The organism is Acidovorax sp. GW835-FHT14B10, from assembly GCF_058793725.1.
Window position 1 is genome coordinate 1 of record NZ_JBXAGC010000022.1, and the last position, 24,979, is coordinate 24,979.

Annotated in this window: 18 protein-coding genes; 11 read left to right on the forward strand and 7 right to left on the reverse strand. The window is 66.8% G+C overall.

Going from position 1 to position 24,979, the window contains the following annotated elements; genetic code table 11:
• Positions 1-182 precede the first annotated feature (182 nt).
• The 3 genes from AC1Q5S_RS16035 to AC1Q5S_RS16045 are packed head-to-tail and all read right to left on the reverse strand — an operon-like array spanning position 183 to position 5,207.
• Positions 183-1,841, reverse strand: coding sequence for an acetolactate synthase large subunit (locus AC1Q5S_RS16035; protein WP_303833741.1), 1,659 nt, complete (start codon positions 1,839-1,841; stop codon positions 183-185).
• A gap of 20 nt (positions 1,842-1,861) precedes the next feature.
• Positions 1,862-3,487 carry an FAD-dependent oxidoreductase gene (locus AC1Q5S_RS16040; protein WP_422202823.1) on the reverse strand — a complete coding sequence of 542 codons (1,626 nt, stop codon included), beginning with the start codon at positions 3,485-3,487 and terminating at the stop codon, positions 1,862-1,864.
• Positions 3,468-5,207 (reverse strand): SulP family inorganic anion transporter, encoded by a 1,740-nt coding sequence (locus tag AC1Q5S_RS16045; RefSeq protein ID WP_422202821.1) that lies wholly within the window; start codon positions 5,205-5,207, stop codon positions 3,468-3,470. Before AC1Q5S_RS16045 ends, AC1Q5S_RS16040 begins: the two co-directional genes overlap by 20 nt.
• A 265-nt stretch (positions 5,208-5,472) precedes the next feature.
• Here AC1Q5S_RS16045 and AC1Q5S_RS16050 point away from each other — a divergent pair, with 265 nt between their 5' ends.
• The gene (locus AC1Q5S_RS16050) at positions 5,473-6,093 is read left to right on the forward strand and encodes a YitT family protein (protein ID WP_303833744.1); all 621 of its coding nucleotides are present in this window, start codon (positions 5,473-5,475) and stop codon (positions 6,091-6,093) included.
• On the opposite strand, the gene AC1Q5S_RS16055 is transcribed toward AC1Q5S_RS16050, so the two are convergent.
• Genes AC1Q5S_RS16055 through AC1Q5S_RS16070 form a run of 4 tightly spaced genes read right to left on the reverse strand, consistent with a single transcriptional unit; the run spans position 6,059 to position 10,425 of the window.
• Complete coding sequence (locus AC1Q5S_RS16055; protein ID WP_303833745.1) at positions 6,059-6,409, reverse strand: hypothetical protein; 351 nt, start codon at positions 6,407-6,409, stop codon at positions 6,059-6,061. The two genes, AC1Q5S_RS16050 and AC1Q5S_RS16055, sit on opposite strands and share 35 nt — an antisense overlap.
• A 14-nt stretch (positions 6,410-6,423) precedes the next feature.
• Positions 6,424-8,517 carry a methionine--tRNA ligase gene (gene metG / locus AC1Q5S_RS16060; RefSeq protein ID WP_303833746.1) on the reverse strand — a complete coding sequence of 698 codons (2,094 nt, stop codon included), beginning with the start codon at positions 8,515-8,517 and terminating at the stop codon, positions 6,424-6,426.
• A 60-nt stretch (positions 8,518-8,577) separates the two neighbouring features.
• Positions 8,578-9,813, reverse strand: a complete 1,236-nt coding sequence (locus tag AC1Q5S_RS16065) for a patatin-like phospholipase family protein (protein WP_422202820.1) — start codon at positions 9,811-9,813, stop codon at positions 8,578-8,580.
• Between the two features lie 33 nt (positions 9,814-9,846).
• Positions 9,847-10,425, reverse strand: coding sequence for a restriction endonuclease (locus tag AC1Q5S_RS16070; protein ID WP_303833748.1), 579 nt, complete (start codon positions 10,423-10,425; stop codon positions 9,847-9,849).
• Positions 10,426-10,544: 119 nt separating this feature from the next.
• Here AC1Q5S_RS16070 and apbC point away from each other — a divergent pair, with 119 nt between their 5' ends.
• The 10 genes from apbC (at position 10,545) to AC1Q5S_RS16120 (ending at position 24,958) form a co-directional block, all read left to right on the forward strand.
• Positions 10,545-11,636 (forward strand): iron-sulfur cluster carrier protein ApbC, encoded by a 1,092-nt coding sequence (gene apbC, locus AC1Q5S_RS16075; RefSeq protein ID WP_303833749.1) that lies wholly within the window; start codon positions 10,545-10,547, stop codon positions 11,634-11,636.
• Between the two features lie 25 nt (positions 11,637-11,661).
• Entirely contained in the window at positions 11,662-12,618 is a 957-nt protein-coding gene (locus AC1Q5S_RS16080; RefSeq protein WP_422202819.1) for a LysR substrate-binding domain-containing protein, read from the forward strand.
• Between the two features lie 188 nt (positions 12,619-12,806).
• Entirely contained in the window at positions 12,807-14,705 is a 1,899-nt protein-coding gene (locus tag AC1Q5S_RS16085; protein WP_422202818.1) for an NADH-ubiquinone oxidoreductase-F iron-sulfur binding region domain-containing protein, read from the forward strand.
• Entirely contained in the window at positions 14,702-17,599 is a 2,898-nt protein-coding gene (fdhF, locus tag AC1Q5S_RS16090) for a formate dehydrogenase subunit alpha (protein WP_422202817.1), read from the forward strand. The genes AC1Q5S_RS16085 and fdhF overlap by 4 nt, the downstream gene beginning before the upstream one ends.
• A gap of 62 nt (positions 17,600-17,661) precedes the next feature.
• On the forward strand, positions 17,662-18,222 hold the full coding sequence (locus AC1Q5S_RS16095) for a DUF3305 domain-containing protein (protein ID WP_422202816.1): 561 nt from the start codon (positions 17,662-17,664) through the stop codon (positions 18,220-18,222).
• Positions 18,215-18,961 carry a DUF3306 domain-containing protein gene (locus tag AC1Q5S_RS16100; protein WP_303833754.1) on the forward strand — a complete coding sequence of 249 codons (747 nt, stop codon included), beginning with the start codon at positions 18,215-18,217 and terminating at the stop codon, positions 18,959-18,961. The genes AC1Q5S_RS16095 and AC1Q5S_RS16100 overlap by 8 nt, the downstream gene beginning before the upstream one ends.
• Entirely contained in the window at positions 18,921-20,990 is a 2,070-nt protein-coding gene (locus AC1Q5S_RS16105; protein WP_422202828.1) for a 4Fe-4S binding protein, read from the forward strand. Before AC1Q5S_RS16100 ends, AC1Q5S_RS16105 begins: the two co-directional genes overlap by 41 nt.
• The gene (locus tag AC1Q5S_RS16110) at positions 20,987-21,616 is read left to right on the forward strand and encodes a TorD/DmsD family molecular chaperone (RefSeq protein ID WP_422202815.1); all 630 of its coding nucleotides are present in this window, start codon (positions 20,987-20,989) and stop codon (positions 21,614-21,616) included. Before AC1Q5S_RS16105 ends, AC1Q5S_RS16110 begins: the two co-directional genes overlap by 4 nt.
• Positions 21,617-21,764: 148 nt before the next feature.
• Complete coding sequence (locus tag AC1Q5S_RS16115) at positions 21,765-21,974, forward strand: formate dehydrogenase (RefSeq protein ID WP_303833757.1); 210 nt, start codon at positions 21,765-21,767, stop codon at positions 21,972-21,974.
• Between the two features lie 14 nt (positions 21,975-21,988).
• Positions 21,989-24,958, forward strand: a complete 2,970-nt coding sequence (locus AC1Q5S_RS16120; protein ID WP_303833758.1) for a formate dehydrogenase subunit alpha — start codon at positions 21,989-21,991, stop codon at positions 24,956-24,958.
• The last annotated feature ends 21 nt before the right edge of the window (positions 24,959-24,979 follow it).

Here is a 24,979-nt window from a genome sequence, read left to right on the forward strand (position 1 = left end):
CGAGAGCACCGTGCGCAAAGCGCACCTTTGGCGAGGCAAAGACAACCCGTACAGCGGGTTGATTTAAAAGTACCTCGTCCGCCGGGGCGAGACCCGGCCTCCGCCCTCAGCAAACGCACGCTACCAACTACGAAAACAATAGCTGTCAGCGTAAGCCAAGTAAGCAAAAAAAGCCCAAAAATTCAAGGCGCAATCTTTCGCTTCAGCGCCCTCGCCACCGCCGGCGGCAAGCTCGGCAGCGAGCGCAGCAGCCACGGCAGCAGCCTGCGCTTGAGGCCGCTGAGCGACTGCGGCACCATGGCCTCGATCAGGTGCGGGCCGGGCGTGGCCAGGGCCTGCTCCAGCGCCTGCACAAACTCCTCGGCCGTGGTGGTGCGCATGCTGTGCACGCCCATGCCCTGGGCAAGGTGGGCGAAGTTCAGCACCGGCCCGGCCAGATCCAGCTGCGATCTGGCCTTGGCACCCACCTCCTCGGCGCCCACGCGCTCCAGCTCCACGTTGAGCACCGAGTACGAGGCGTTGTTGAAGATGATGGAAACGACATTGAGCTGCTCGCGCGCCATGGTCCACAGCGCCTGGACGGTGTACATCGCGCTGCCGTCGCCGACGAGCGCCAGCACCTGGCGATCGGGGCAGGCGATGGCCGCGCCGACGGCGTTGGGCAGGCCCTGGCCGATGGCGCCGCCCGTGAGCGTGATGAGGTCGTGGCGCGGCGCACCGGCGGTGAAGGGGGCGAGCATCAGCCCCGAGGTGATGGCCTCATCGATGACGATGGCGTTCTCGGGCAGCAGGTGGCCCACGGCCTTGCACACTTTCTCGGCGGTGAGCTTGCCGCGCGGACGGCCCGGGCGGGCGGGCGGCTGCAGCGCCGGCGGCACCTGGGCGGCGCCCAGGGCCTGGGCGAGCTTTTCCAGGCTCGCGGCCGCGTCCTGCGCGGGGGTGGAGAGCGTGTGCACGGTGCAGCTGTCGGGTACGAGGTCGCTCTTTTTGCCCGGGTAGGCGAAGAAGGACACCGGTGCCTTGGCGTCCACCAGCACCAGGTGCTCGATACCGGCGAGCTGCACCCCGGCCAGCTCGGCCAGGTAGGCGATGCGCTCCACGGGGGGCAGGCCCGCGCCGCGCTCCAACCGGGTCGGAAACACCTCGGCGAACACCTTCACGCCGCTGTGCGCGGCGATGCGCGCGGCCGCCAGCAGGCCGGGCGCGCGCAGCGCCTGCCCGCCCAGCAGCAGCGCGGCCTTGGGGCCCGCGCGCAGCGTCTGGGCGATGGCCTGCACCGTGGCGTCGTCCGCCGCTGCGGGGCGCGGCGGCGGTGGTGGTGCGCAGGGCACGCCACCCTCGCCCCACGACACGTCTGCGGGCAGGATCAGCGTGGCCACCTGGCCGGGCAGGCCACGCGCGGCAGCGATCGCGTCCACGGCATCCTGGCACAGCGCGGCCGTGCTCTGCGCGGTGCGCACGAAACCGGGCGAGACATTGCGCGCCACGGTCTCGATGTCGGACTGCAATTGCGCGTCGTAGGGCACGTGGTAGCTGGCATGGTCGCCCACGATGTTGACCACGGGCACCTTGCCCTTGCGCGCGTTGTGCAGGTTGGCCAGGCCGTTGCCCAGGCCGCAGCCCAGGTGCAGGAGCGTGGCGGCGGGCTTGCCGGCCATGCGGGCGTAACCATCGGCCGCGCCCGTGGCCACGCCCTCGAACAGGGCCAGTACGGCGCGCATGCGCGGTTCGCTGTCGAGGGCGGCGACGAAGTGCATCTCGCTGGTGCCGGGGTTGGTGAAGCAGACCTCGACGCCGGCATCGGCCAGGGTCTTCATCAAGGCTTGGGCGCCGTTGGGCATGGAAGTCTCCTGGGGGTGGGTCAGCAGAGGCCGTGGCCCGTGGTGATGGAACGCGCGGCGGCGCGGCCGGTGAGGATGCAGCCGGGCAAAAACGTGCCTTCGAGCGAGCGCTTGCCACTGGCGCCACCGCCGCCAAAGCCCGCGGCCTCGCCCACGCCGTACAGGCCGTCGATGGGCTGGCCGGAACCGTCCAGCACGCGGCTGTACAGATCGGTCTGCAGGCCGCCCAGGCTCTTGCGCGTGATGAGCTGCATCTGCACGGCGATGTAGGGCCCCGCGCCGGGTGTTTGCAGCGGCGCGGGCGCGCAGGTGCGCAGCTTGTCCGGCCCCCATTGGCGCGCGTGCAGGATGCGGCGGATCTGGTCGTCGTTGTGCAGCCTGGCGCCCCTGGCAAAGTTGGCGTCGAAGGCGTCGGCCGTGGCCTGCAGCACGGCGGGCTGCACGTCCTGGGTGCCGGTCAGCGCGTTCATCTTGACGGCCAGGCCGGCCAGCGTGTCGTCCACCAGGAAATGCCGGCTCTCGGCGGCCATCTGTTGCACCAGCCGGTGGTTGCCCCGCAGCGTTTCCTTGAGGAACTGGGGGAACTGCATGTCGCGGATGCGCTGGTTGTGCTCGGCGCCCGAGATAGCGAACTCCTTGGCCGCGATGCGCCAGTTCAGCAGGTGCCAGGTCCAGGGTTTCTCTTGTTGCGCCACGCGCTGGCACAGCCAGTGGGTGTCAAAACCGGCCACCAGCGGCTCGGGGCCGATGCGCCGGCCGCTGTGGTCGAGCCACAGCGCCGATTTGCACGGAATGGCGGACAGGCCATGCCCCTCGAAATGCGGGAAGGGGTGCGGAAAACCGGCGGCGTAGTTCCACATCTCGCCCGCATGGGTGATGCGCGCGCTCAAGGTTTCGGCCACCCAGTGGTGCATCTGGCCGTCCGCGAACGGGTGGGCGCCGTTGAGCATCGTGGCGGGCAGGGGGCGGTCCTTGGGCCAGTTGGCGCGGGTCTGCGCGTGGCCGCCGTTGATGCCGCCCATGGCCAGCACCACCACGGGGGCCTGGAGCAGCCGCTCGGCGCCGGTGTCCTCGTTCACCGCCAGCACGCCGGTGGGCCGGCCCTGCTGCAGGTCGAGCGCGGTGGCGCGGTGGCGGTGCAGCAAGGTGAGCCGCCCTTTGCCCGACTCGCCCGCCGCTTGCATCGCGGCAATCATGCGGCGCGTGAGTTCGCGCGACGTGCCCCAGACGATGTGGTAGCGCGGCACGCTGTTGCCGTTGCCGTGCATGCCGCGCTCCACCCAGTTCACGGCGGGCATGAACTTCAGGCCCTTGGCCAGCAGCCAGTCATAGACCTCGGTGCGCGAATGCTGCACGTAGTGCGCGACCCACTGGCGGGGCAGCACATCGTCGGTGCCCAGTTCGCCAAAGCGCAGCCAGTCGGCCAGCGCGCGCTCGGGCGTGTCGGGGATCTTCATGCGCGCCTGCAGCGGCGTACCCACCAGCGCCATGCCGCCAAAGGCCCACAGGGCCAGGCCGCCCAGGCGCTCGGGCGTGTCGCGGTCGATCAGGGCGACCGACGGGCCGGCACGCAGGCACTCGAGTGCGGTGACGATACCGGCCAGCCCGCCGCCGACGATCACCACATCATGGTGCTGTGCCTGCATGGGGTGTCTCCTCCCGGTTCTTGTGGTGGACGCCGGTGCCGGTCGCCTGCGCCGCGTTCTGCTCGGCCAGCCGGGCGCTGAAGCCCGATCGCTCCATCAGCGAGCGCGGCTGCTCTTGCGCATCCAGCACGCTCAGCACGCCGCCGCGCTGGCCCACGGCCTTGAGAATCTGTTCCAGGCCTTCGAGGCCGGTGGTGTCGAGCGCGAACAGGTCGCGTGCATCCAGCAGCACTTCGGGGCCGTCGGGGCCGGCTTCGATGGCCTGCACGATGGGGTCGATCTTGGCCGCTGCGCCAAAGAACAGCGCGCCGCGCAGGCGCCAGGCCATGCGGGGACGGGGGCCAGCCTCCAGGGCGAGGCCATCGGTGCCAGGGGTGGACGCGGACTCGGGTTCGGCGCGGAACAGCGCACTCATACGCCGCACAAACAGCACGCAGGCCAGCCCCAGCCCCACCTCCACGGCCACCGTGAGGTCGAACACCACGGTGAGGAAAAACGTGCCCAGCATCAGCAGCCGGTAGTGGTTGCTGAAATGCCGCAGGCGCACAAACTCGTGCCACTCGCCCATGTTCCACGCCACATGCAGCAGGATGCCGGCCAGCACCGCCAGCGGAATATGCAGCGCCAGCGGCGCGGCCACCAGCACGATCACCGCCAGCGTGGCTGCATGCACCATGCCGGCAATGGGGCTGGTGGCGCCTGCCCGCAGGTTGGTCACGGTGCGGGCAATGGTGCCGGTGGCCGGCATGCCGCCGAAGAACGGCACCACTAAATTGGCCACGCCCTGGGCCATGAGTTCCTGGTTAGGGTCGTGCTTGCGGTAGTGCGGGTCGGTGGCCACCTGGTCGGCCACGCGCGCGCACAGCAGCGATTCAATGGCGCCCAGCAGCGCAATGGTGACGGTGGGTGTGACCAGCAGGCGCACCGTGTCCCACGAAAAATCGGGCAGCGCAAAGGCCGGTGGCTGCTGCGGAATGCCGCCAAATTGGCTGCCGATGGTCTCGACCGGCATCTCCAGCCAGCGTGCCAGCGCCGTGAGCGTGACCAGCGCCACCACGGGCGCCGGAATGCGGGCAAAGCGGCGCACGGTGTGGCCCTCGGCCACGCGCAGCACCGGTGAGCCGTGCGCGAACAGGCGTGGCCACAGAAAAAGCCCGCCCAGGCAGGCAGCGCCCAGCGCCAGCGCATGGGGGTTGAAGCTGCCGATGTGCAGCGCCAGCGTGTGCACCTGCGAGAAGAAGTTGCCCGGCATCTTGTCGATGGCCAGCCCCGCCCAGTCCTTGAGCTGCGACAGCGCAATCAGCACCGCAATGCCGTTGGTGAAACCGATGACGATGCTCACCGGCACGAAGCGCACCAGGCTGCCGAGCTTGAACATCCCGAGCAGGAACAGCAGCACGCCCGCGCAGGCCGTGGAGATCAGCAGGTTGGCCACACCGTAACGCTCGACGATGCCATACACGATGACGATGAACGCCCCTGCCGGCCCGCCGATCTGCACATTGGTGCCGCCCAGCAGTGCAATCAGAAAGCCGCCGATGATGGCCGTCCACAGCCCGGCTTCGGGCTTGAGCCCGCTGGCGATCGCAAACGCCATGGCCAGCGGCAGCGCCACGATGCCCACGGTAACGCCCGCACCCAGGTCGGCCAGCCAGCGGCTGCGGCTGTAACCGCGCAGGGCATCGAGCAGGCGGGGGCGAAAGGCAGGCGAGAAACGCATGGATGGACGGGGCGCGGGTGGCCAGCGAAGGCAAAAGCCGGTGGCCCAGTGTAGTGAACCGGTAACAAAGCACAACCGCTGCGGTCGTGCCCTGCGAGCGCATGTTTTTTGTTGATGCTATATAATTAATAGCATAATGCGCTTTTTTCATAAGCGCTACAGGCATTTTTGGCCCAAGATGCTGTGGCGGGCCTTGCTGGCGCAGCGGTCAGCCGCTCCATGGCTTGGCGCGTTGCTTGCTTGTACTCCTCTCGTGAACTCCTCCATGCCTGACGCCTCCCCTCCGCCTTCTTCCCTGCGCCACGGCACGTTTGAAGACGTGCAGGCACTGTTTGCCGGCACGCTGTTCGTGGCCATGGCGCTCATGCTGTTCAACCAGGCAGGTCTGCTGGTGGGGGGCACGGCGGGGGCGGCATTCTTGCTGCACTACGTCACGGGCATCTCGTTTGGCAAACTGTTCTTTGTGGTGAACCTGCCGTTTTACTGGTTCGCCTGGACGCGCATGGGGCGCGAATTCACGATCAAGACCTTTGTCTGCGTGGCCCTGCTGTCGCTGCTGACCGAGCTGTTCCCGCATGTGATGCATGTGGACTACCTGAACCCGCTGTTCGCATCGTTGCTGGGCGGGCTGCTGCTGGGCACGGGCTGCCTGTTTCTGGCGCGCCACCGCTCCAGCCTGGGTGGGGCCACGGTGGTGTCGCTGTACCTGCAAAGCCGCTACGGCATGCGCGCCGGCAAGGTGCAGATGATGATCGACGGCACCGTGGTGCTGCTGGCGCTGTTCGTCGTGCCGGGGGAACGGGTGGCGTATTCGGTGCTGGCGGTTCTGGTGATGAGCGGTTTTTTGTGGATCAGCCACCGGCCGGGGCGCTATACCGGGGAGTGAGCGGGGGCGGATTTGACTGGGGCTGTGGGTCCGGCAGAGCGGGTGGTGCGGATTGCGCTCCGGGCGCCGGGCGGATGGATTCCCTGATCGTGATGCCGCTGTTGTCTGCCGCTGCCCCGTCACTGGACATGGCATCGACGGCCATTCCCACGCCCTTGCCCACCACCTTGGCCGTGCCCACGGCAGCATCCGCCGCCAGGCCCACGGCGGTGGCCGTGACGCTGACGGCCGTGGTGGTCACCGCCACCACCGTGCAGCCGGCCAGCAACTGCGGTAGCAGCAAGGCGCTCACCAGGGTACAGGCCAGACTGCGCATAAGACGGGCCGCTTTCAGCGCACGCGCATGCCGGGCGTGGCGCCGGGCCAGGGGTTGAGCACGTAGATGCCGGGGTTGGCCTTTTCGTCGCCATGGCTGGCGGCCAGCACCATGCCTTCCGACACGCCAAACTTCATCTTGCGCGGCGCCAGATTGGCCACCATCACGGTGTGCTTGCCGATCAGGTCGGCGGGCTGGTAGGCGCTGGCAATGCCGCTGAAGACATTGCGCGTGACGGGATTCCCCTGCGGGTCGGTGCCCTCACCCACGTCCAACGTCAGGCGCAGCAGCTTGGTCGAGCCTTCCACGGCCTCGCAGTGCACGATCAGCGCAATGCGCAGGTCGACCTTGGTGAAGTCATCGATGGTGATGGTGGGGGCCAGTTCCTCGCCGCCGGGTGCTGCGGTTTCAGCCGCTGCCTGCGCTGGGGGCTCAAACAATGCTTCCAGCTGCTTGGCATCCACGCGCTGCATCAGGTGCTTGTATTCGCCGATCCCATGGCCCTTGCCCAGCATGGTGGCGGCGTCGGCAAAGGAGAAGGGCGGCACCTTGAGGAAGGCCTCGACCTGCGCGGCCAGCGCGGGCAGCACGGGCTTGAGCAGGATGGTGAGCAGGCGGAAGGCCTCGATGCAGGTGGTGCACACGTCCTGCAGGCGGCCTTCCATGCCCTCTTGCTTGGCCAGCTCCCAGGGTTTGTTCTGGTCCACGTAGGCGTTGACGCGGTCGGTCAGCAGCATGGTCTCGCGCAGGGCCTTGCCATATTCGCGCTCGGCCAGCAGCTCGATGATCGACGGCGCCACGGTGCGCAGGTGGTCCAGCAGCGCATCGCCATCGGCCGACACTTCACCAAGCTGGCCACCGAAGCGTTTGGCGATGAAGCCGGCCGCCCGGCTGGCGATGTTGATGTACTTGCCGATCAGGTCGCTGTTGACGCGGGCCATGAAGTCGTCGGCGTTGAAGTCGATGTCCTCGTTGCGGCTGCTCAGCTTGGTGGCCAGGTAGTAGCGCAGCCATTCGGCGTTCATACCGAGGCCCAGGTACTTGAGCGGGTCCAGGCCCGTGCCGCGGCTCTTGCTCATCTTCTCACCGTTGTTCACCGTGAGGAAGCCGTGCACGAACACCGAGTCAGGCACCTTGCGTCCGCTGAATTTCAGCGTGGCGGGCCAGAACAGGGTGTGGAAGGTGACGATGTCCTTGCCGATGAAGTGGTACTGCTCCAGCTGCGGGTCGGCCATGTAGGCCTCGTAATCTTCACCGCGCTTGGTCAGCAGGTTTTTCAACGAGGCTAGGTAGCCAATGGGTGCGTCGAGCCACACGTAGAAGTATTTGCCCGGCGCGTCGGGGATCTCGATGCCGAAATAGGGTGCATCGCGCGAGATGTCCCAGTCGCCCAGGCCCTCGCTGGTCGTGCCGTCGGGGTTGGTGCGCACGGTGAACCATTCGCGCACCTTGTTGGCCACTTCGGGTTGCAGGCGGCCGTTTTGCGTCCACTCTTCCAGAAAGGCCACGCAGCGCGGGTCGGACAGCTTGAAGAAGAAATGCTCCGAGCTTTTGAGCACCGGCTTGGCGCCCGAGAGCGCCGAGTAGGGGTTGACCAGGTCGGTGGGCGCATACACGGCGCCACAGACCTCGCAGTTGTCGCCGTACTGGTCCTTGGCGTGGCACTTGGGGCATTCGCCCTTGATGAAGCGGTCGGGCAGGAACATGTTCTTCTCGGGGTCGAAGAACTGCTCGATGGTGCGCGTCTCGATCAGGCCGTTGGCCTTGAGGTCGCGGTAGATATCTTGCGCGAGCTGGTGGTTTTCGGGGGCGTCCGTGCTGTGCCAGTTGTCGAATTCGATGTGAAAGCCGTCCAGGTACTGCTTGCGGCCGGCGGCAATGTCGGCCACGAACTGCTGCGGTGTCTTGCCGGCTTTTTCGGCGGCGATCATGATGGGCGCGCCGTGGGTGTCGTCGGCGCCGACGAAGTTCACCGCGTTGCCCAGCAGCCGCTGCGTGCGCACCCAGATGTCGGCCTGGATGTATTCCATGATGTGGCCGATGTGGAAGTTGCCGTTGGCATACGGCAGGGCGGTGGTGACGAAGAGTTTGCGTGCGGAGGACGTCATGGAAGCGGCTTTCTCGGGCGGAACCCGCAATTTTAGGCGCTCTGGGATGCAGACCCGGCGTCAGGTGTATGGGCGGGTGCGCAGTTCGGCGCCCGTGTCCTTCCAGCCAAAGAAGTGGCACACCTCGGCCCGCCGGGCCAGGGTGTCCTTGCGGCCCAGGGCCATCAGTTCCTGGGTGTAGCCCCGTTCGAACAGCAGGTAGCTGGCCAGCGCCGCGCCGCGCACATCGGCCATGTTCGATGTCACGCCCAGCGCGCCCAGCATGGCGCGCACGGGACCGGGCAGGTCGCCCACATGGCGGGCCGCTATGGCGTCGAGCCGCTGCGAGGGGGCAATCACCAGCAGTTCGATGGGCCGCAGCGCACTGTGGGAGCGTTTGTCCTCGGAGATGAGCGACAGCGTCTGGTTGATGCGTTTGACCCGCTCCACATCGACCGACAGCGCATCCAGAAAGATATTGGACAGCGCATGCCCGGCAATCTGCGCCAGCGATGGGTACCCGGGCGAGGGCGTGGCGGCGCTGTCGCCCCGGGGCTCGTGCATGCGGCCCGCGCCGATGACCAGCACACGCTCGGCCCCCAGGTGGATCGCCGCGGCGATGGGAGCCGACTGGCGCATGGAGCCGTCGCCAAAGTATTCGGTGTGGCCATTGATGGCGAGGCCCTTGGCCGGAAAGACGAAGGGAATGGCCGAAGACGCCAGCAGGTGCTCGTGCGTGATGCGGGTGCGCACCGCCTTGCGCTGCGAGCGCACCCAGGGCTGCTCACCGTCGGCCACCTGGAAAAAAGTGACATGCTCGCCCGAGCTGTAGCTCGATGCCGTGACCGCCAGTGCCGTGAGGTGACCTTTGTGCATCAGCCGGGGCAGGCGCATGAGCGGCACCATCTTGCCCAGCAGTTTTTCGAGCGGCGCATTGTCCAGCAGCGAGCGCGGGCGCAGGCGGCGCCAGCGGGCCAGCGCCCAGCCCAGCGACACCAGGGTGAGCCAGCGCGCGCCGCTGCGCATCACGCTGAACGGATCTGCGCCGTATACCTGGCCAGCGTGGAACTGGCGCCACACGCGGGCGATGCGGCGCACGGTGCGGTCGAAATCATCGGCGCCGCAGGCCAGCGCGGCGGCGTTGATGGCCCCCGCCGAGGTGCCCGTGATGATGGGAAACGGATTGGGCTGGCGGCTGGCGCCGCAGGCGTGGCGCAGGTCGGCAATGGCTTCGAGCACGCCCATCTGGTAAGCGGCCCGTGCTCCGCCCCCGGTGAGGAGCAGGCCTGTGCGGGGCGAGGGGGGGGCGGTCGGCATGGTGCGGCGGGTCGGCTTGTGCGGGGCGCTGGCTCAGGCTTTGGCGAGCAGCAGCGCGGCCAGGGCGGTGTCCTGCACGATGGTGATGCCGTTGTCGCGCGCATACAGCCGGGCGTTGTCGCTCAGGCCGCCCTGCGCCAGCACATACAGGCCCGTGGGAGCGCCGCGCTGGTCCATGGCGGCGCGCAGTTCGCGCAGCGGCTCCACGCCATGGGTGGCGGCTTTCCAGCGGCGGGCACTGGCCAGCGTGGTGCTGCCGTTCTTCGCCAGGCAGAAATCGGCGGCAGCGGTGCCTGGCAGGCGCTCCACGGTGTAGCCCGCGCGCGTCCAGGCGGCCACGAGCGCATCGGCGAAGTCACGCCAGGGCATGCGGGCCGCTGCGTCGAGCATTCCGGTCAGTTGGGCTGGGTTGGGCGCGCGCAGCTGCTTCCAGGCGGCAAGACAGCCCACCACGAAGATGGGAAAGCCGGCCAGCGCACCCACCACGAAATACTCCCTGGGCAGCAGCGCACCTGCCGCCAGGACGATGGCGCCCACCACCACGAAGCTGACCCACCACGGCGAGCGCAGCAGCAGGGCAAACAGGGATTTCTCGGCCATCTTGAATTTCACGGAGGTCCTTTTCTTTCGGTTTCACGGGGCGCCGACTGCGACGGGGCGTGCGCATTGTCCTTCAGGCAACGGGGGAACAGCGCTTGGATAGACTACCGGCCTCTTCTGGAGTTTATTGAATGGCAGTCACCGAACAGGGCCTCTTGGCCGCACTTTCCAGCGTGCTGGACCCCCACACAGGCCAGGATTTCGTCAGCACCCGCGCTCTGCGCAATGTGCAGATCACCGGCGGCGATGTGGCCTTTGATGTAGAGCTGGGCTACCCCGCCAAGAGCCTGGTGCCCGAGCTGCGCCGCAGCCTGGTGGCCGCCGCCAAGGGCGTGGCGGGGGTCGAAAACGTGTCGGTCAACATCACCACCAAAGTGGTGGCCCATGCGGTGCAGCGCGGTGTGCAGCTGCTGCCGCAGGTCAAGAACATCATTGCCGTGGCTTCGGGCAAGGGCGGCGTGGGCAAGAGCACCACGGCCGCCAACCTGGCCCTGGCGCTGGCCGCCGAGGGCGCCAGCGTGGGCGTGCTCGATGCCGACATCTACGGCCCCAGCCAGCCCATGATGCTGGGCATCAATCGCCGCCCCGAAAGCGACGATGGCAAGACCATGGAGCCCCTGGAGAACTATGGCGTGCAGGTCATGTCCATCGGCTTCCTGGTGGACCAGGACGAGGCCATGATCTGGCGCGGCCCCATGGCCACCCAGGCGCTGGAGCAGCTGCTGCGCCAGACCAACTGGAAAGACCTCGACTACCTCATCATCGACATGCCGCCCGGCACCGGTGACATCCAGCTCACGCTCTCCCAGCGCGTTCCCATGACGGGCGCCGTGATCGTGACCACGCCCCAGGACATCGCCCTGCTCGATGCCAAGAAGGGCATCAAGATGTTCGAGAAGGTGGGCGTGCCCATCCTGGGCATCGTCGAGAACATGGCCGTGCATGTGTGCAGCAACTGTGGCCAGGTCGAGCACATCTTTGGCGCCGATGGCGGCAAGAAGATGGCGGCCGAGTACGGTATGGACTATCTGGGCGCGCTGCCGCTCGACATGAGCATCCGCCTGCAGGCCGACAGTGGCAAGCCCACGGTGGTGGCCGACCCCGATGGCGACGTGGCCAGGATCTACAAGAAGGTGGCGCGCGACGTGGCGGTGAAGATCGCCCGGCAGGCGAAAGACTTCTCCAGCAAGTTCCCAACGATCTCGATCAGCAAGAACACCTGATCTCCGCCAGGCGCCGTACTGCCCCATGAACCTGCTCGCGTCCCTGCGCTACCTGGTCGCGCTGCACGAGCACCGGCACTTTGGCCGGGCAGCACAGGCCTGCCACATCACGCAGCCGGCGTTGTCCAACGCCCTGCGCTCCTTGGAGAAGGAGTTCGGGGTGGTGGTAGTGCGCCGGGGGCGCAGTTTTGAAGGCTTCACGCCCGAGGGCGAGCGGGTGCTGGCCACGGCGCAGCGCATGCTGCACGAGCGCCAGGTGTTGCAGCAGGATCTCTCCAGCGACGCTGCCCACCCGCGTGGCACGCTGCGCCTGGGCGCCGTGCCCACCGCCATGCCCATCCTGGCGCGGTTTGCGGCGCAATTGCAGGCGCGGCACCCGGGCATCGTGCCGGTGGTTCTGTCGATGAGCTCACAGGCGCTGGAGACAGGGTTGGAGAGTATTTCGCTCGACCTTGCTCTGGGCTACACCGAGCGCATGCCCGCGCGCGGCGGCCAGTTCAGGGCGTGGCCTCAGTATGTGGAGCACTATTTTCTGCTGCGCCGGGCGCCGCGTCTGCCCAAGGGAAAGGTGCGCGGGTTGCAGATGGGCAGGCCCATGGGCTGGGCCGATGCGGCGGCGCTGCCGCTGTGCCTGCTCACACCCGAGATGCACAACCGCAGCCTGGTCGATGGCGCCTTTCGCAGCGCAGGCGCCACGGTATGCCCGGCGATGGAAACAGATTCTGTTCTGACCTTGGCCCTGAGCGTGGTGGCGGGCGGTGTGTGCAGCGTGCTGCCCGGCGCGCTGGTGGATGCCGTGCGCGGCCATGACGGGCTGGAGGCGCTGCCGCTGACCGGCCCTTTGCTGACCACGCCCATCGGATTCATGTCGCACCGCCAGGTGCAGCCCACGCGTGCGTTGGACGCCGCGCTGGCGCTGGCGCAGGATGCTGACTGGTTGCAGCACGTTGCCGAGCACAGCGGGCTGCTGGCCGCCCACTGACCGCAGGGAGGTGGGTGGCCGTGGGTGATTCGCGGGTCGCCCCATTTTCGGGCGTTTCATTTGTTTTTGTGATCGACCCATGTGCATCGGCAATTTGACGCACGCGGCCGCAGTGGTCGACACTGCGGTGGCCCGTGCGCCCTGTGCCGGCGCCTTTATACAAAACAACGTCTCCACGCCCCCGGTCCATGCATCTTGCCCCTGAAACCCCCACCGTGGCCGCCGTGTCGGTCAACGACATGCGCGAGCGCATCCGCCGCAAAAGCCGCCTCAAGGGTCGCCAGCCCGAGGACGCGGCCTTGGCCGAGGTGGCGCAACTGCTGGGCCCGCGCCCGGCCACGGGTTTTCGGCAGGATTGGCTCATCGAGTACCTGCACCGCCTGAACGACCACTTCGGCGTGCTGCATGACCGGCACCTGGTGGCGCTGGCAAAGCAGATGGATCTGCCCATGGCCGAGGTGTACGAAGTGGCCAGCTTCTACCACCACTTCGAGATCGTGCGCGGCGACCAGGCCCAGGCACCGCGCCTGGTGCTGCGCGTGTGCGACAGCCTGGGCTGCAGCATGGCCGGTGCGCGCGAATTGCTGGCCGCGCTGCCCGAGCGCCTGCGTGCGGCCGGGCAGGGCGACGTGCAGGTGCAGGCTGTGCCCTGCGTGGGCCGCTGCGAGCAGGCGCCCGTGGCCGTGGTGCACCAGTGCCCGGTGCCCCGCGCCACGGTGGATGCCGTGATGGCTGTGGTGAGTAGTAAGCCCAATCGGTCCCTGGCGCTTCATCCACGAACGCTGGATGCTATCAATTTTGATATTTCGGCGTTGGCGGAAGCCAGTGTGCCCATGCTGCCGTACGACATCAGTCCCGCCCACACCGACCTGGCTACCTACCGCGCCCACGGCGGTTACCAGCTGGCAGCGGCGCTGGCCAACGGCGAGATGCCCGTCGACGCCGTGCTCACCGCCATGGAGGATTCGGGCCTGCGCGGCCTGGGCGGGGCGGGCTTCCCCGCCGGGCGGAAGTGGCGGATTGTCCGGGAGCAAGCAACCCCGCGCCTGATGGCCGTCAACATCGACGAGGGCGAGCCCGGTACCTTCAAGGACCGCACCTACCTCGAACGCGACCCGCACCGCTTCCTGGAAGGCGTGCTCATCGCCGCCCAGGTGGTGGGCACGGAGGCGGTCTACATCTACCTGCGCGACGAATACCACGGCTGCCGCGCGCTGCTGCAGGCGGCGCTCGACGACCTGCACACCCAGCCGCCATGCCCCTTGCCGCACATTGAGCTGCGGCGCGGCGCGGGCGCGTACATCTGCGGCGAAGAGTCGGCCATGATCGAGAGCATCGAAGGCAAACGCGGCGAGCCGCGCATGCGCCCGCCCTACATCGCGCAGGTGGGCCTGTTCGGCCGACCCACGCTGGAGCACAACTTCGAGACACTGTACTGGGTGCGCGACATCGTGGAGCGCGGGCCTCAGTGGTTTGCCAGCTTTGGCCGCCACGGCCGCAAGGGGCTGCGCAGCTTCAGCGTGAGCGGGCGTGTGAAGCATCCGGGCGTGAAGCTCGCGCCGGCGGGCATCACGGTGCAGGAGCTCATCGACGAATACTGCGGCGGCATGCTGGACGGCCACCAGCTCTACGCCTACCTGCCCGGCGGCGCCTCGGGCGGCATCCTGCCCGCCCACCTGAACCAGATTCCGCTGGACTTCGACACGCTGCAGCCCTACGGCTGCTTCATCGGCTCGGCCGCCGTCATCGTGCTCAGCCAGCACGACCGGGCGCGCGATGCGGCGCTGAACGTGATGCGTTTCTTCGCGCACGAAAGCTGCGGCCAGTGCACGCCCTGCCGCGTGGGAACGGCCAAGGCCGCCACGCTGATGGAGGCGCCGCAGTGGAACGCCGACCTGCTGGACGACCTGGCCCAGGTGATGGCCGATGCATCGATTTGCGGGCTGGGGCAGGCCGCGCCCAATCCGATCCGCTGCATCCACAAGTACTTCCCGCACGAAGTGGGCGAGGGACCCTGGCCGGGCGATCTGCCCAAGCCGCGCAACAGCCCCCTCATCGAACAACTGCCCGGAGGTTTGAAGCCATGAGCGCCGTGTTGACTTCTGCTGCTGAGCAGCCTGGCGTGGCGTTCGAGCTGGACGGCCAGCCGGTTACGGCCCACCCCGGCGAAACCATCCTGAAAGCCGCGCAGCGCCACGGCGTGGATATCCCCCATCTTTGCTACACCGATGGCCTGCGCCCCGACGGCAACTGCCGCGCTTGCGTGGTCGAGATCGCGGGTGAGCGCACGCTGGCCCCCAGCTGCTGCCGCGCACCGACCGAAGGCATGAGGGTGCAGGCGACCAGCCCGCGCGCCCGCAAGAGCCAGCAGATGGTGGTGGAGATGCTGCTGTCGGACATGCCGGATTCGGGCTACCAATGGAACGACGTCGGAGAAGATAGCCCTGAATTGATAGCTGGTAGTGCATGTAAATCAATCGCTAGAGGCCAATCTGATTCAAAAACCGCACCAGCGGTGGGCCAGCATGGTGAGCTGAGCGCCTGGGCCAACCGCCTGGGCGTGGCCGTGCGTCCGGCGCTCAAAGCCCTGCGCCGCGAGCAGCCCGCGCCCGACTTGAGCCACCCCGCGATGGCGGTCAACCTCGACGCCTGCATCCAGTGCAACCGCTGCGTGCGCGCCTGCCGCGAGGAACAGGTCAACGATGTGATCGGCTACGCGCTGCGCGGGGCGGACAGCAAGATCGTGTTCGACCTCGACGATCCGATGGCCGAGAGCACCTGCGTGGCCTGCGGCGAATGTGTGCAGGCCTGCCCCACCGGCGCGCTCAGCCCCAAGACGCACATCGGTTCGCAAAAAGTGGACCGCAAGGTCGATTCGGTCTGCCCCTTCTGCGGCGTGGGCTGCCTCATCACCTACAACGTGCGCGATGAAAAGATCATCAGCGTCGAAGGCCGCGACGGTCCGGCCAACCGGGGCCGCCTGTGCGTGAAAGGGCGCTTCGGTTTCGACTACGCCCACCACCCCGATCGCCTGACCATGCCGCTGATCCGCAAGCCTGGTGTGCCGAAAGAGGTGATGCCCTACGGTGCCGACTGGCGTGACACCTTCCGCGAAGCGACCTGGGATGAGGCCTTGGACTTGGCCGCAGGTACGCTCAAAAACCTGCGTGACACGCACGGCCCCAAGGCGCTGGCGGGCTTCGGCTCGGCCAAGGGCAGCAACGAAGAGGCCTACCTGTTCCAGAAGCTGGTGCGCACGGGTTTCGGCAGCAACAACGTGGACCATTGCACGCGGTTGTGCCATGCCTCCAGCGTGGCCGCGCTGCTCGAAGGCGTGGGCTCGGGCGCGGTGAGCAACCCGGTCAAGGACGTGGAGCATGCCGGGCTGATCTTCGTGATCGGCTCCAACCCCACGGCCAACCACCCGGTGGCCGCTACCTGGATGAAAAATGCCGCACAACGCGGCGCCAGGATCGTCCTGGCCGACCCGCGCGTGACCGACATCGGCCGCCACGCCTGGCGCACCCTGCAGTTCAAGGCCGACACCGATGTGGCCATGCTCAACGCGCTCATCCACACGGTGATCGACGAGGGCCTGGTGGATGAGGCCTTCATCCGTGATCGCGCGAACAACTTCGAGGCGCTCAAGGCCAACGTGATGGACTGCAGCCCCGAGGCCATGGCCCCGGTGTGCGGCATTCCGGCCGAAACGCTGCGCGAGGTGGCGCGCGCCTTCGCCAACGCCAAGTCCGCCATGATCCTCTGGGGCATGGGCGTGAGCCAGCATGTGCACGGCACCGACAATGCGCGCTGCCTGATCGCCCTGTGCGCCGTCACCGGCCAGATCGGCAAGCCCGGCTCGGGCCTGCACCCGCTGCGCGGCCAGAACAACGTGCAGGGCGCGAGCGACGCGGGGCTCATCCCCATGATGTTCCCCAACTACCAGCGCGTGGACAACGCCGGGGCACACGCCTGGTTTGAGAATTTCTGGGGTACCAAGCTGGATGAAGCGCCCGGCTACACCGTGGTCGAGATCATGCACAAGGCCCTGGCCGATGACAGCGACCCGCACAAGGTGCACGGCATGTACATCATGGGCGAGAACCCCGCCATGAGCGACCCCGACCTGAACCACGCGCGCCATGCGCTGGCCAGCCTGTCGCATCTGGTGGTGCAAGACATTTTCCTGACCGAAACCGCCTGGCTGGCCGACGTGGTGCTGCCCGCCAGCGCCTGGCCCGAGAAGACCGGCACCGCCAGCAACACCGACCGCATGGTGCAGATGGGCCGCCGCGCGTTGAATCCGCCCGGAGATGCCCAACCGGACTTGTGGATCATCCAGCAGATCGCCGCACGCATGGGGTTGGCGTGGAACTACGAAGGCGACGAGTCGGGCGTGGCCGCCGTGTACGACGAGATGCGCCAGGCCATGCACGCCAGCATCGAGGGCATCACCTGGGAGCGGCTGGAGCGCGATTCCAGCGTGACCTATCCTTGCCTCACCGAAGGCGACCCGGGCCAACCCATCGTCTTCACCGAAAAATTTCCGACGCCCACGGGGCGCCTGCAGCTGGTGCCCGCCAGCGTGATCCCTGCGGCCGAAACGCCCAACGCTGACTATCCCCTGGTGCTCATCACCGGCCGCCAGCTGGAGCACTGGCACACCGGCAGCATGACGCGGCGCAGCACCGTGCTCGATGCCATCGAGCCCATGGCCACCGCATCGCTGCATGGCGACGAGCTGGCGCGCTTGGGCGTGGCGCCTGGGGCGCTGGTGGACATTCGCTCGCGGCGCGGCATGGTGCAGGTGCGCGTGCGCCGTGACGACGGCACGCCGCGTGGCACGGTGTTCATGCCGTTTGCATACGTGGAGGCGGCGGCCAATCTGCTGACCAACGCGGCGCTGGACCCGTTCGGCAAGATCCCGGAGTTCAAGTACTGCGCGGTGGCGGTGGACGTGCTGGAAGGGGCTGCAAGCTGACGGTGAGCAGGTTCTACGGGCATTGCCGCCGATGGCGCGGCTCCGGGGTAAAGTCTGCGTCCATGACTGAGCGCCCCTACACCGACGTTGCCGTGATCATGCGCTGCGAGCACATCGACAACCGCTGGCAGCCCTGGCGGTGGTCGCTGGCCGAGGTGGTGATCAACGAGCCCGGCTTTGGCGCCGAGCCGCGCCAGATCATCCAGGACGAGCGCGAGCAGCGCTGGCTGTTCCCGGGCTTTCGCGTGGAGCTGTTCCGCGACGACGCCGAGGGCTACCACCTGAATCTCAGTTCGCCAGCCCCCTGCTGGTTTGTGATGTGGCGCCGCGATGAAGACCCCGGCACCGGCGAGATCCCGCTGGCCCGCCCGGTCGAAGTGAGTCTGAGCTACCACGACGCGGGCCGCTGGCTGGACGCGCAGGAAACCGTGGAACAGGTGCCTGCGGCGCCCGAGGTGGTGGAGGCCCTGCGCGTCTTCGTGGCCGAGCACTACCAGCCCGAGCCCAAGCGCCGCAAGCGCCCCGACAGCTTCCGGCCACTGCAGGACCGGTTTGGCAATCCGGCCTCCGTGTCCACCGAAAAGCAGCGTGGCGGCGGTGGAGGAGGGGCCGGCCATGGCTGATGGATTCCTCGGGCGCTGGTCGCGCCGCAAGCAGGATGTGCTGGCGGGCAAGCCCGTGCAGGACCCGCCGCCGCCCGCGCCAGCCCCGCAGGTGGAAAACCTCGCACCCGTGCCCGCTCCGGCTGCTGCTGGAGCAGCCCCCGCCGCACCCACAGCCTCCGCCCCGGATGCGCCGCCACCGCCCACTTTGTCGGATGCGGAGGCCCTCACCCCCGCCTCTGACTTCAAGCCCTTTGTGGACCGTGCCGTCTCGCCCGAAGTGCGCAATCTGGCCATGAAGAAGTTGTTTGCCGATCCGCACTTCAATGTGATGGATGGCCTCGATATTTACGTTGGCGATTACACCCAGCCCGATCCGCTGCCCGCCGGGATGCTGCGAGACATGGCCAGCGCCCATGCGATGGGCTTCTTTGACCATGAGAAGAAGGCCGACGCCGAGGCATCGCCCGGTGCGCTGGTGGACGGCGCCACCGCAGACGCGCAAGCAGATGCAAGAGCCCCTGCCATTGTTCAGCCTCGGGATGATGCCGAGGGTGAGACACCCCCAAACGTGGCACAGTCCGGGGTATGCAACGCTATTCCTAGCGACCTCTCCAGCGAGCTTGGGATGGTCACCCGCTCCGCAGAGGAAGCGGTGGCCATGCCAGCCAGCCACACAGAACATGACCACGACGCTCATTTGCGACTGCAACCAGACGATGCCCCTCAACGCGAAGGCGTTGGGCGCGGCACTGCATGAAGACCTGACCCTCCACTCCACCCTGTGCCGGCGCGATGCGGCTGCCTTCCAGAAGGCCATCCAGTCGGGTGACGATGTGGTGGTGGCCTGCACGCAAGAGCAGCGCCTGTTTGGCGACCTGGGCCAGCAGACCGAACGGGCGGTGTCTCCCATCCGGTTTGTGAACATCCGCGAAACCGGTGGCTGGAGCCGCGATGCCGCCCAGGCCAGCCCCAAGATCGCCGCGCTGCTGGCGGCCGCCCGGCTGCCCGACCCGCCGCCCGTGCCCACGGTGACCTACAAGAGCACGGGCCGCCTGCTCATCATCGGCCCGCTCGATCAGGCCGAGCAGGCGGCGGCCCTGGTGTCGGACGTGCTGGATGTGACCCTGTTCACGCAGGGCCCTGGCAACGCCGGTGGCGCGCAGGCACGGCGCTTTCCGGTGCTGGGCGGGCGCATCACGGGCCTCACCGGCTGGCTGGGCGCGTTCGAGCTGCAATGGAAGGCCGACAACCCCATCGACCTCGATCTGTGCACGCGCTGCAATGCCTGCGTGGCGGCCTGCCCCGAGAACGCCATTGGCCTCGACTACCAGATCGACATGGCCGCCTGCCAGTCGCACCGCGCCTGCGTGAAGGTGTGCCAGGTGGCCGGTGCCATCGACTTCACGCGCGATGCCGCCGTGCAGACCGAGCGCTTTGACCTGGTGCTGGACCTGCGCTCACCCACGGCCACGCCCACTTTCCTGCAGCACGCGCTGCCGCAGGGCTATTTCCGATGGGATGGTCGCGACCTGTCGGCCCTGCTCCAACTGCGCGAACTGGTGGGGGAATTCGAGAAGCCCCGATTCTTTGCCTACAAACAAAAGCTCTGCGCCCACAGCCGCAACGAAACCGTGGGCTGCAACGCCTGCGTGGACATCTGCTCGGCCGAGGCGATAGCCAGCGACAAGGGCCGCCAGCAGATCAAGGTGAACCCCAACCTGTGCGTGGGCTGCGGCGCCTGCACCACCGTGTGCCCCACGGGCGCGCTGACCTATGCCTACCCCAGCGCTGTGGAGCAGGGCACCAGGTTCAAGACCTTGTTGTCCACCTACACCGCCGCAGGCGGCAAGGACGCCGTGCTGCTGCTGCACAGCCAGGAGCGCGGCCAGGCGCTGGTGGAGGAACTGGGGCGTGCCGCGCAACTGAAGCTGGCGCAGGGCATGCCCGCCCACGTGATCCCGGTGGCGCTGTGGCACACGGCCAGCACCGGCGTGGACCTGTGGCTCGGCGCCATTGCCTACGGCGCCTCGCAGGTGGTGGTGCTGACGACGCACGAAGAGGCGCCGCAGTACCTCGATGGTCTGCAGGCGCAAATGGATGTGGCGCAAGCCATTCTGCGGGGCCTGGGCTACACCGGCACGCATGTGCAGCTGCTGCGCGCCACGCACCCCACCGAGCTGGACGCCGCATTGCAGTCCCTGGGCCAGACGCGCCAGAAGACCCCGGCCGTGGCCGCACGTTTTGCGGTGGCGCAAGAAAAGCGCAGCACGCTGGAGATGGCGCTCGACCACCTCATCGAGCAGGCCCCGATGCCCGTGGCAGCACGCCCAGAGGCCATCGCCTTGCCGGCCGTGGGATCCCCCCTGGGCACCATCGAAGTCAACAAGGACCGCTGCACCCTGTGCCTGAGCTGCGTGAGCGCCTGCCCCGCCAGTGCGCTGCAGGACAACCCGCAGCTGCCGCAACTGCGCTTCATCGAAAAGAACTGCGTGCAGTGTGGCCTGTGCGCCACCACCTGCCCGGAAGACGCCATCACCCTGCAGCCGCGCCTGCTGCTGGCGCCGGAGCGTGCACAACTGCGTGTGCTCAACGAGGCCAAGCCCTGGGCCTGCGTGCGCTGCAGCAAACCCTTTGGCACCGTCAAGGCCATCGAGGCCATGCTGGGCAAGCTGTCGGGCCACCCCATGTTCCAGGGCGAGGCGCTGGAGCGGCTGAAGATGTGCAGCGACTGCCGCGTGATCGACCTGTATTCCTCCCAAAGCGAAACGAAAGTGACCGATCTGTGAGCGATTCCCTTTCCCTGAACGCGGCCGGCAGCTCGGCGCTGGACGAAGAAACCGCGCGCGCCGAGGTGTATGGGTTGCTGGCGCAGCTGTACTACGCCAGGCCCACGCCGGAATCCCTGGCCGCGCTGCGCGTGGCCGTCACCGAAGCCCCCATGGAGGGCGGCTTTCTGCAAGAGCCCTGGCAGCAGCTGGTGGGCGCCGCACGGGCCCACAGCGATGCGGCCATTGCCGCAGAGTTTGATCGCCTGTTCGGCGGTGTGGGCAAGCCCGAGGTGTTCTTGTATGGTTCGCACTACCTGAGCGGATTCCTGAACGAAAAGCCGCTGGTGCGCTTGCGCAGTGACCTTGCGGCGCTGGGCCTGGCGCGCGCAGAAGCGATGTCGGAAACCGAAGACCATGTGGCCTGCCTGTGCGAGGTGATGCGCTACCTGATCGCGGGCGACGACATGGCTGTCTGCAACCTGACGGTGCAACGTGATTTTTTTGCGGCACACCTGCAACCCTGGATCCTGCAGTTGTGCGATGCCCTGCAGGGGCAGCCGGCGGCCCGGTTTTATGCTGCACTGGCCCAGTTCACGCGGGCTTTCATGGCGGTGGAGGCCCAGGGCTTCGATATGCTGGAGTGAGTCTTGGAGTCCGTAAAAACCCTGATGCGGACGCTATAAAAGATGAGCGCATTGGTGGGAGGTGGAAAGCGCGATTGCAGGGTTTGACACACTGGCATAGACTTGTATGAAATCCGTTTCATAGCTGCCAGCCATTCTGGAGACAAGCATGCAGAACCGCCAGCCCCATTCCTCACGCCGGAGTTTCTTTTCCGGTGCCGCCACCGTAGGGGCTGCAGCAGCAGCCGTCGTGGCGCTTCCCCAGGTGATGCCCTCTGACGCCACGGTGTCCGAGCCTGCCCGCGTGGCCCCTGAAAAGGGCGGTGGCTACCACCTGTCTGCCCACGTCAAGCAGTACTACAAAACCACCCAACTCTGACAGCGGGGCGCACCATGTTGCTTACCAAGAAGTCCTCCCACGCCGCGCAGGTCGCATCGTCCTCGGCGTCTCCTTTTGTGCACAGCCTGCGCCGTGGCCTGTCGCAGGCTCTGCCAACGATGGACCGTCGTTCGTTCCTGCGCCGCTCCGGCCTGGGGGTGGGCGTCGGCATTGCCGCGACGCAACTCACGCTGGTCAAGAAATCCAACGCCGCCGAAGGTGCCAAGGTCGGCATGGGCGACAGCAAGATCGAAGTGCGCCGCACTGTCTGCACCCACTGTTCGGTGGGCTGCGCGGTCGATGCCGTGGTGGAAAACGGCGTGTGGGTGCGCCAGGAGCCTGTGTTCGACTCGCCCATCAACCTGGGCGCCCACTGTGCCAAGGGCGCGGCCCTGCGCGAACACGGCCACGGCGAATACCGCCTGCGCTACCCCATGAAGCTGGTCAACGGCAAGTACGAGCGCATCAGCTGGGACACGGCCCTGAACGAGATCACGGCCAAGATGCAGGAGCTGCGCAAGGCCAGCGGTCCTGACAGCGTGTATTTCATTGGCTCCTCCAAGCACAACAACGAGCAGTCTTACCTGTTGCGCAAGTTCGTGAGCTTCTGGGGCACCAACAACTGCGACCACCAGGCGCGCATCTGCCACTCGACCACCGTGGCGGGCGTGGCCAACACATGGGGCTACGGCGCCATGACCAATTCGTACAACGACATGCAAAACAGCAAGGTCGCTCTGTACATCGGCTCCAACGCCGCCGAAGCCCACCCGGTGAGCATGCTGCACATGCTGCATGCCAAGGAAACCGGCTGCAAGATGATCGTGGTGGACCCGCGCTTCACCCGCACCGCGGCCAAGGCCGACGAATACGTGCGCATCCGCTCGGGCACCGACATCCCCTTCCTGTTTGGCCTGCTGTACCACATCTTCAAGAACGGCTGGGAAGACAAGCAATACATCAACGACCGTGTCTATGGCATGGACAAGGTGCGCGAGGACGTACTGGCCAAGTGGTCGCCCGACAAGGTGGAAGAAGCCTGCGGCGTCAAGGAAGACCAGATGTTCAAGGTCGCCAAGATGCTGCACGACAACAACCCCGGCACCATCGTCTGGTGCATGGGCCAGACACAGCACAGCATCGGCAATGCCATGGTGCGCGCCTCGTGCATCGTGCAGCTGGCGCTGGGCAATGTGGGCAAGAGCGGTGGTGGCACCAACATCTTCCGCGGCCATGACAATGTGCAGGGCGCCACCGATGTGGGCCCCAACCCCGATTCGCTGCCCGGCTACTACGGCCTGGCCGAAGGATCGTGGAAGCATTTTGCGGCCGTGTGGGGCGTGGACTTCGAATGGATCAAGAAGCAGTACGCCTCGCCCGCGATGATGACCAAGAACGGTATCACCGTGTCGCGCTGGATCGACGGTGTGCTGGAGAAAAACGAACTGATCGACCAGGATGCCAACCTGCGTGGCGTGTTCTATTGGGGCCATGCCCCCAATTCGCAGACCCGCGGTCTGGAGATGAAGCGGGCCATGGACAAGCTGGATCTGCTGGTGGTGGTGGACCCTTATCCGTCGGCCACTGCCGCCATGGCGGCCATGCCGGGCCAGCCTGAAGACCTGAACCCCGACCGGGCGGTGTACCTGTTGCCGGCGGCCACGCAGTTCGAAACCAGCGGTTCCTGCACGGCATCCAACCGCTCGTTGCAGTGGCGCGAGAAGGTGATCGACCCGCTCTGGGAGAGTCGCAGCGACCACATGATCATGCACCAGTTCGCTGAAAAGCTCGGTTTTGCCAACGAGCTGTCCAAGAACTACAAGATGCAAAAGATCAAGGGCCTGGACGAGCCCATGCCGGAGGACATCCTGCGCGAGATCAACCGCAGTGTCTGGACCATTGGCTACACCGGCCAGAGCCCCGAGCGCCTGAAGGCCCACATGAAGAACATGCATGTGTTCGATGTGAAAACCCTCAAGGCCAAGGGTGGCAAGGACAAGGAAACCGGCTACGACTTCACCGGTGACTACTTTGGCTTGCCCTGGCCCTGTTATGGCACACCCGAACTCAAGCACCCGGGCTCGTCCAATCTGTACGACACCTCCAAGCATGTGATGGATGGTGGCGGTAACTTCCGCGCAAATTTCGGTGTCGAAAAGGATGGCCAGAACCTGCTGGCCGAAGATGGATCGCATTCGCTGGGTGCGGAAATCACCACGGGCTACCCCGAGTTCGACCATGTGCTGCTCAAGAAGCTGGGCTGGTGGGACGATCTTTCGGACGCCGAGAAGGCCAAGGCCGAAGGCAAGAACTGGAAGACCGACCCCACGGGCGCCATCATCCGCGTGGCCATGAAGCATGGTTGCCATCCGTTTGGCAACGCCAAGGCACGGGCCGTGGTGTGGAACTTCCCCGATGCGATTCCGCAGCACCGCGAGCCCATTTACGGCACGCGTCCCGACCTGGTGGCCAAGTACCCCACGCACGACGACAAGAAGGCTTTCTGGCGCCTGCCCACGCTCTACAAGTCCCTGCAGGACAAGAACGTGGCCGACAAGGTCTACGAGAAATTCCCGCTCATCCTGACTTCCGGCCGCCTGGTCGAATACGAAGGCGGCGGCGAGGAAACCCGCTCCAATCCCTGGCTGGCCGAACTGCAGCAAGAGGCGTTTGTGGAAATCAACCCCAAGACGGCTGCCGACCGGGGCATCCGCAATGGTGAGCGCGTGTGGCTGAGCTCCCCCACGGGTGCGCGCCTGAATGTGCAGGCACTGGTCACCGAGCGTGTCGCTCCAGACACGGTCTGGATGCCCTTTCACTTCTCTGGCCGGTGGCAAGGTGCCGACATGCTGGCGCACTACCCGAAGGGGGCCGCACCCGTTGTGCGGGGCGAGGCAGTGAACACGGCCACCACCTATGGCTACGACAGCGTGACCATGATGCAGGAAACCAAGACCACGATCTGCAACGTGGAACGGGCGTGAGCGCGCGGCACTGATCAGGAG

Bases quoted from the DNA above. Each gene is read 5' to 3' on its own strand.
- AC1Q5S_RS16035 (WP_303833741.1), bottom strand. From the start codon at position 1,841: ATGCCCAACGGCGCCCAAGCCTTGATGAAGACCCTGGCCGATGCCGGC.
- AC1Q5S_RS16040 (WP_422202823.1), bottom strand. From the start codon at position 3,487: ATGCAGGCACAGCACCATGATGTGGTGATCGTCGGCGGCGGGCTGGCC.
- AC1Q5S_RS16045 (WP_422202821.1), bottom strand. From the start codon at position 5,207: ATGCGTTTCTCGCCTGCCTTTCGCCCCCGCCTGCTCGATGCCCTGCGC.
- AC1Q5S_RS16050 (WP_303833744.1), top strand. From the start codon at position 5,473: ATGCCTGACGCCTCCCCTCCGCCTTCTTCCCTGCGCCACGGCACGTTT.
- AC1Q5S_RS16055 (WP_303833745.1), bottom strand. From the start codon at position 6,409: ATGCGCAGTCTGGCCTGTACCCTGGTGAGCGCCTTGCTGCTACCGCAG.
- metG (WP_303833746.1), bottom strand. From the start codon at position 8,517: ATGACGTCCTCCGCACGCAAACTCTTCGTCACCACCGCCCTGCCGTAT.
- AC1Q5S_RS16065 (WP_422202820.1), bottom strand. From the start codon at position 9,813: ATGCCGACCGCCCCCCCCTCGCCCCGCACAGGCCTGCTCCTCACCGGG.
- apbC (WP_303833749.1), top strand. From the start codon at position 10,545: ATGGCAGTCACCGAACAGGGCCTCTTGGCCGCACTTTCCAGCGTGCTG.
- AC1Q5S_RS16080 (WP_422202819.1), top strand. From the start codon at position 11,662: ATGAACCTGCTCGCGTCCCTGCGCTACCTGGTCGCGCTGCACGAGCAC.
- AC1Q5S_RS16085 (WP_422202818.1), top strand. From the start codon at position 12,807: ATGCATCTTGCCCCTGAAACCCCCACCGTGGCCGCCGTGTCGGTCAAC.
- fdhF (WP_422202817.1), top strand. From the start codon at position 14,702: ATGAGCGCCGTGTTGACTTCTGCTGCTGAGCAGCCTGGCGTGGCGTTC.
- AC1Q5S_RS16095 (WP_422202816.1), top strand. From the start codon at position 17,662: ATGACTGAGCGCCCCTACACCGACGTTGCCGTGATCATGCGCTGCGAG.
- AC1Q5S_RS16100 (WP_303833754.1), top strand. From the start codon at position 18,215: ATGGCTGATGGATTCCTCGGGCGCTGGTCGCGCCGCAAGCAGGATGTG.
- AC1Q5S_RS16105 (WP_422202828.1), top strand. From the start codon at position 18,921: ATGCCCCTCAACGCGAAGGCGTTGGGCGCGGCACTGCATGAAGACCTG.
- AC1Q5S_RS16115 (WP_303833757.1), top strand. From the start codon at position 21,765: ATGCAGAACCGCCAGCCCCATTCCTCACGCCGGAGTTTCTTTTCCGGT.
- AC1Q5S_RS16120 (WP_303833758.1), top strand. From the start codon at position 21,989: ATGTTGCTTACCAAGAAGTCCTCCCACGCCGCGCAGGTCGCATCGTCC.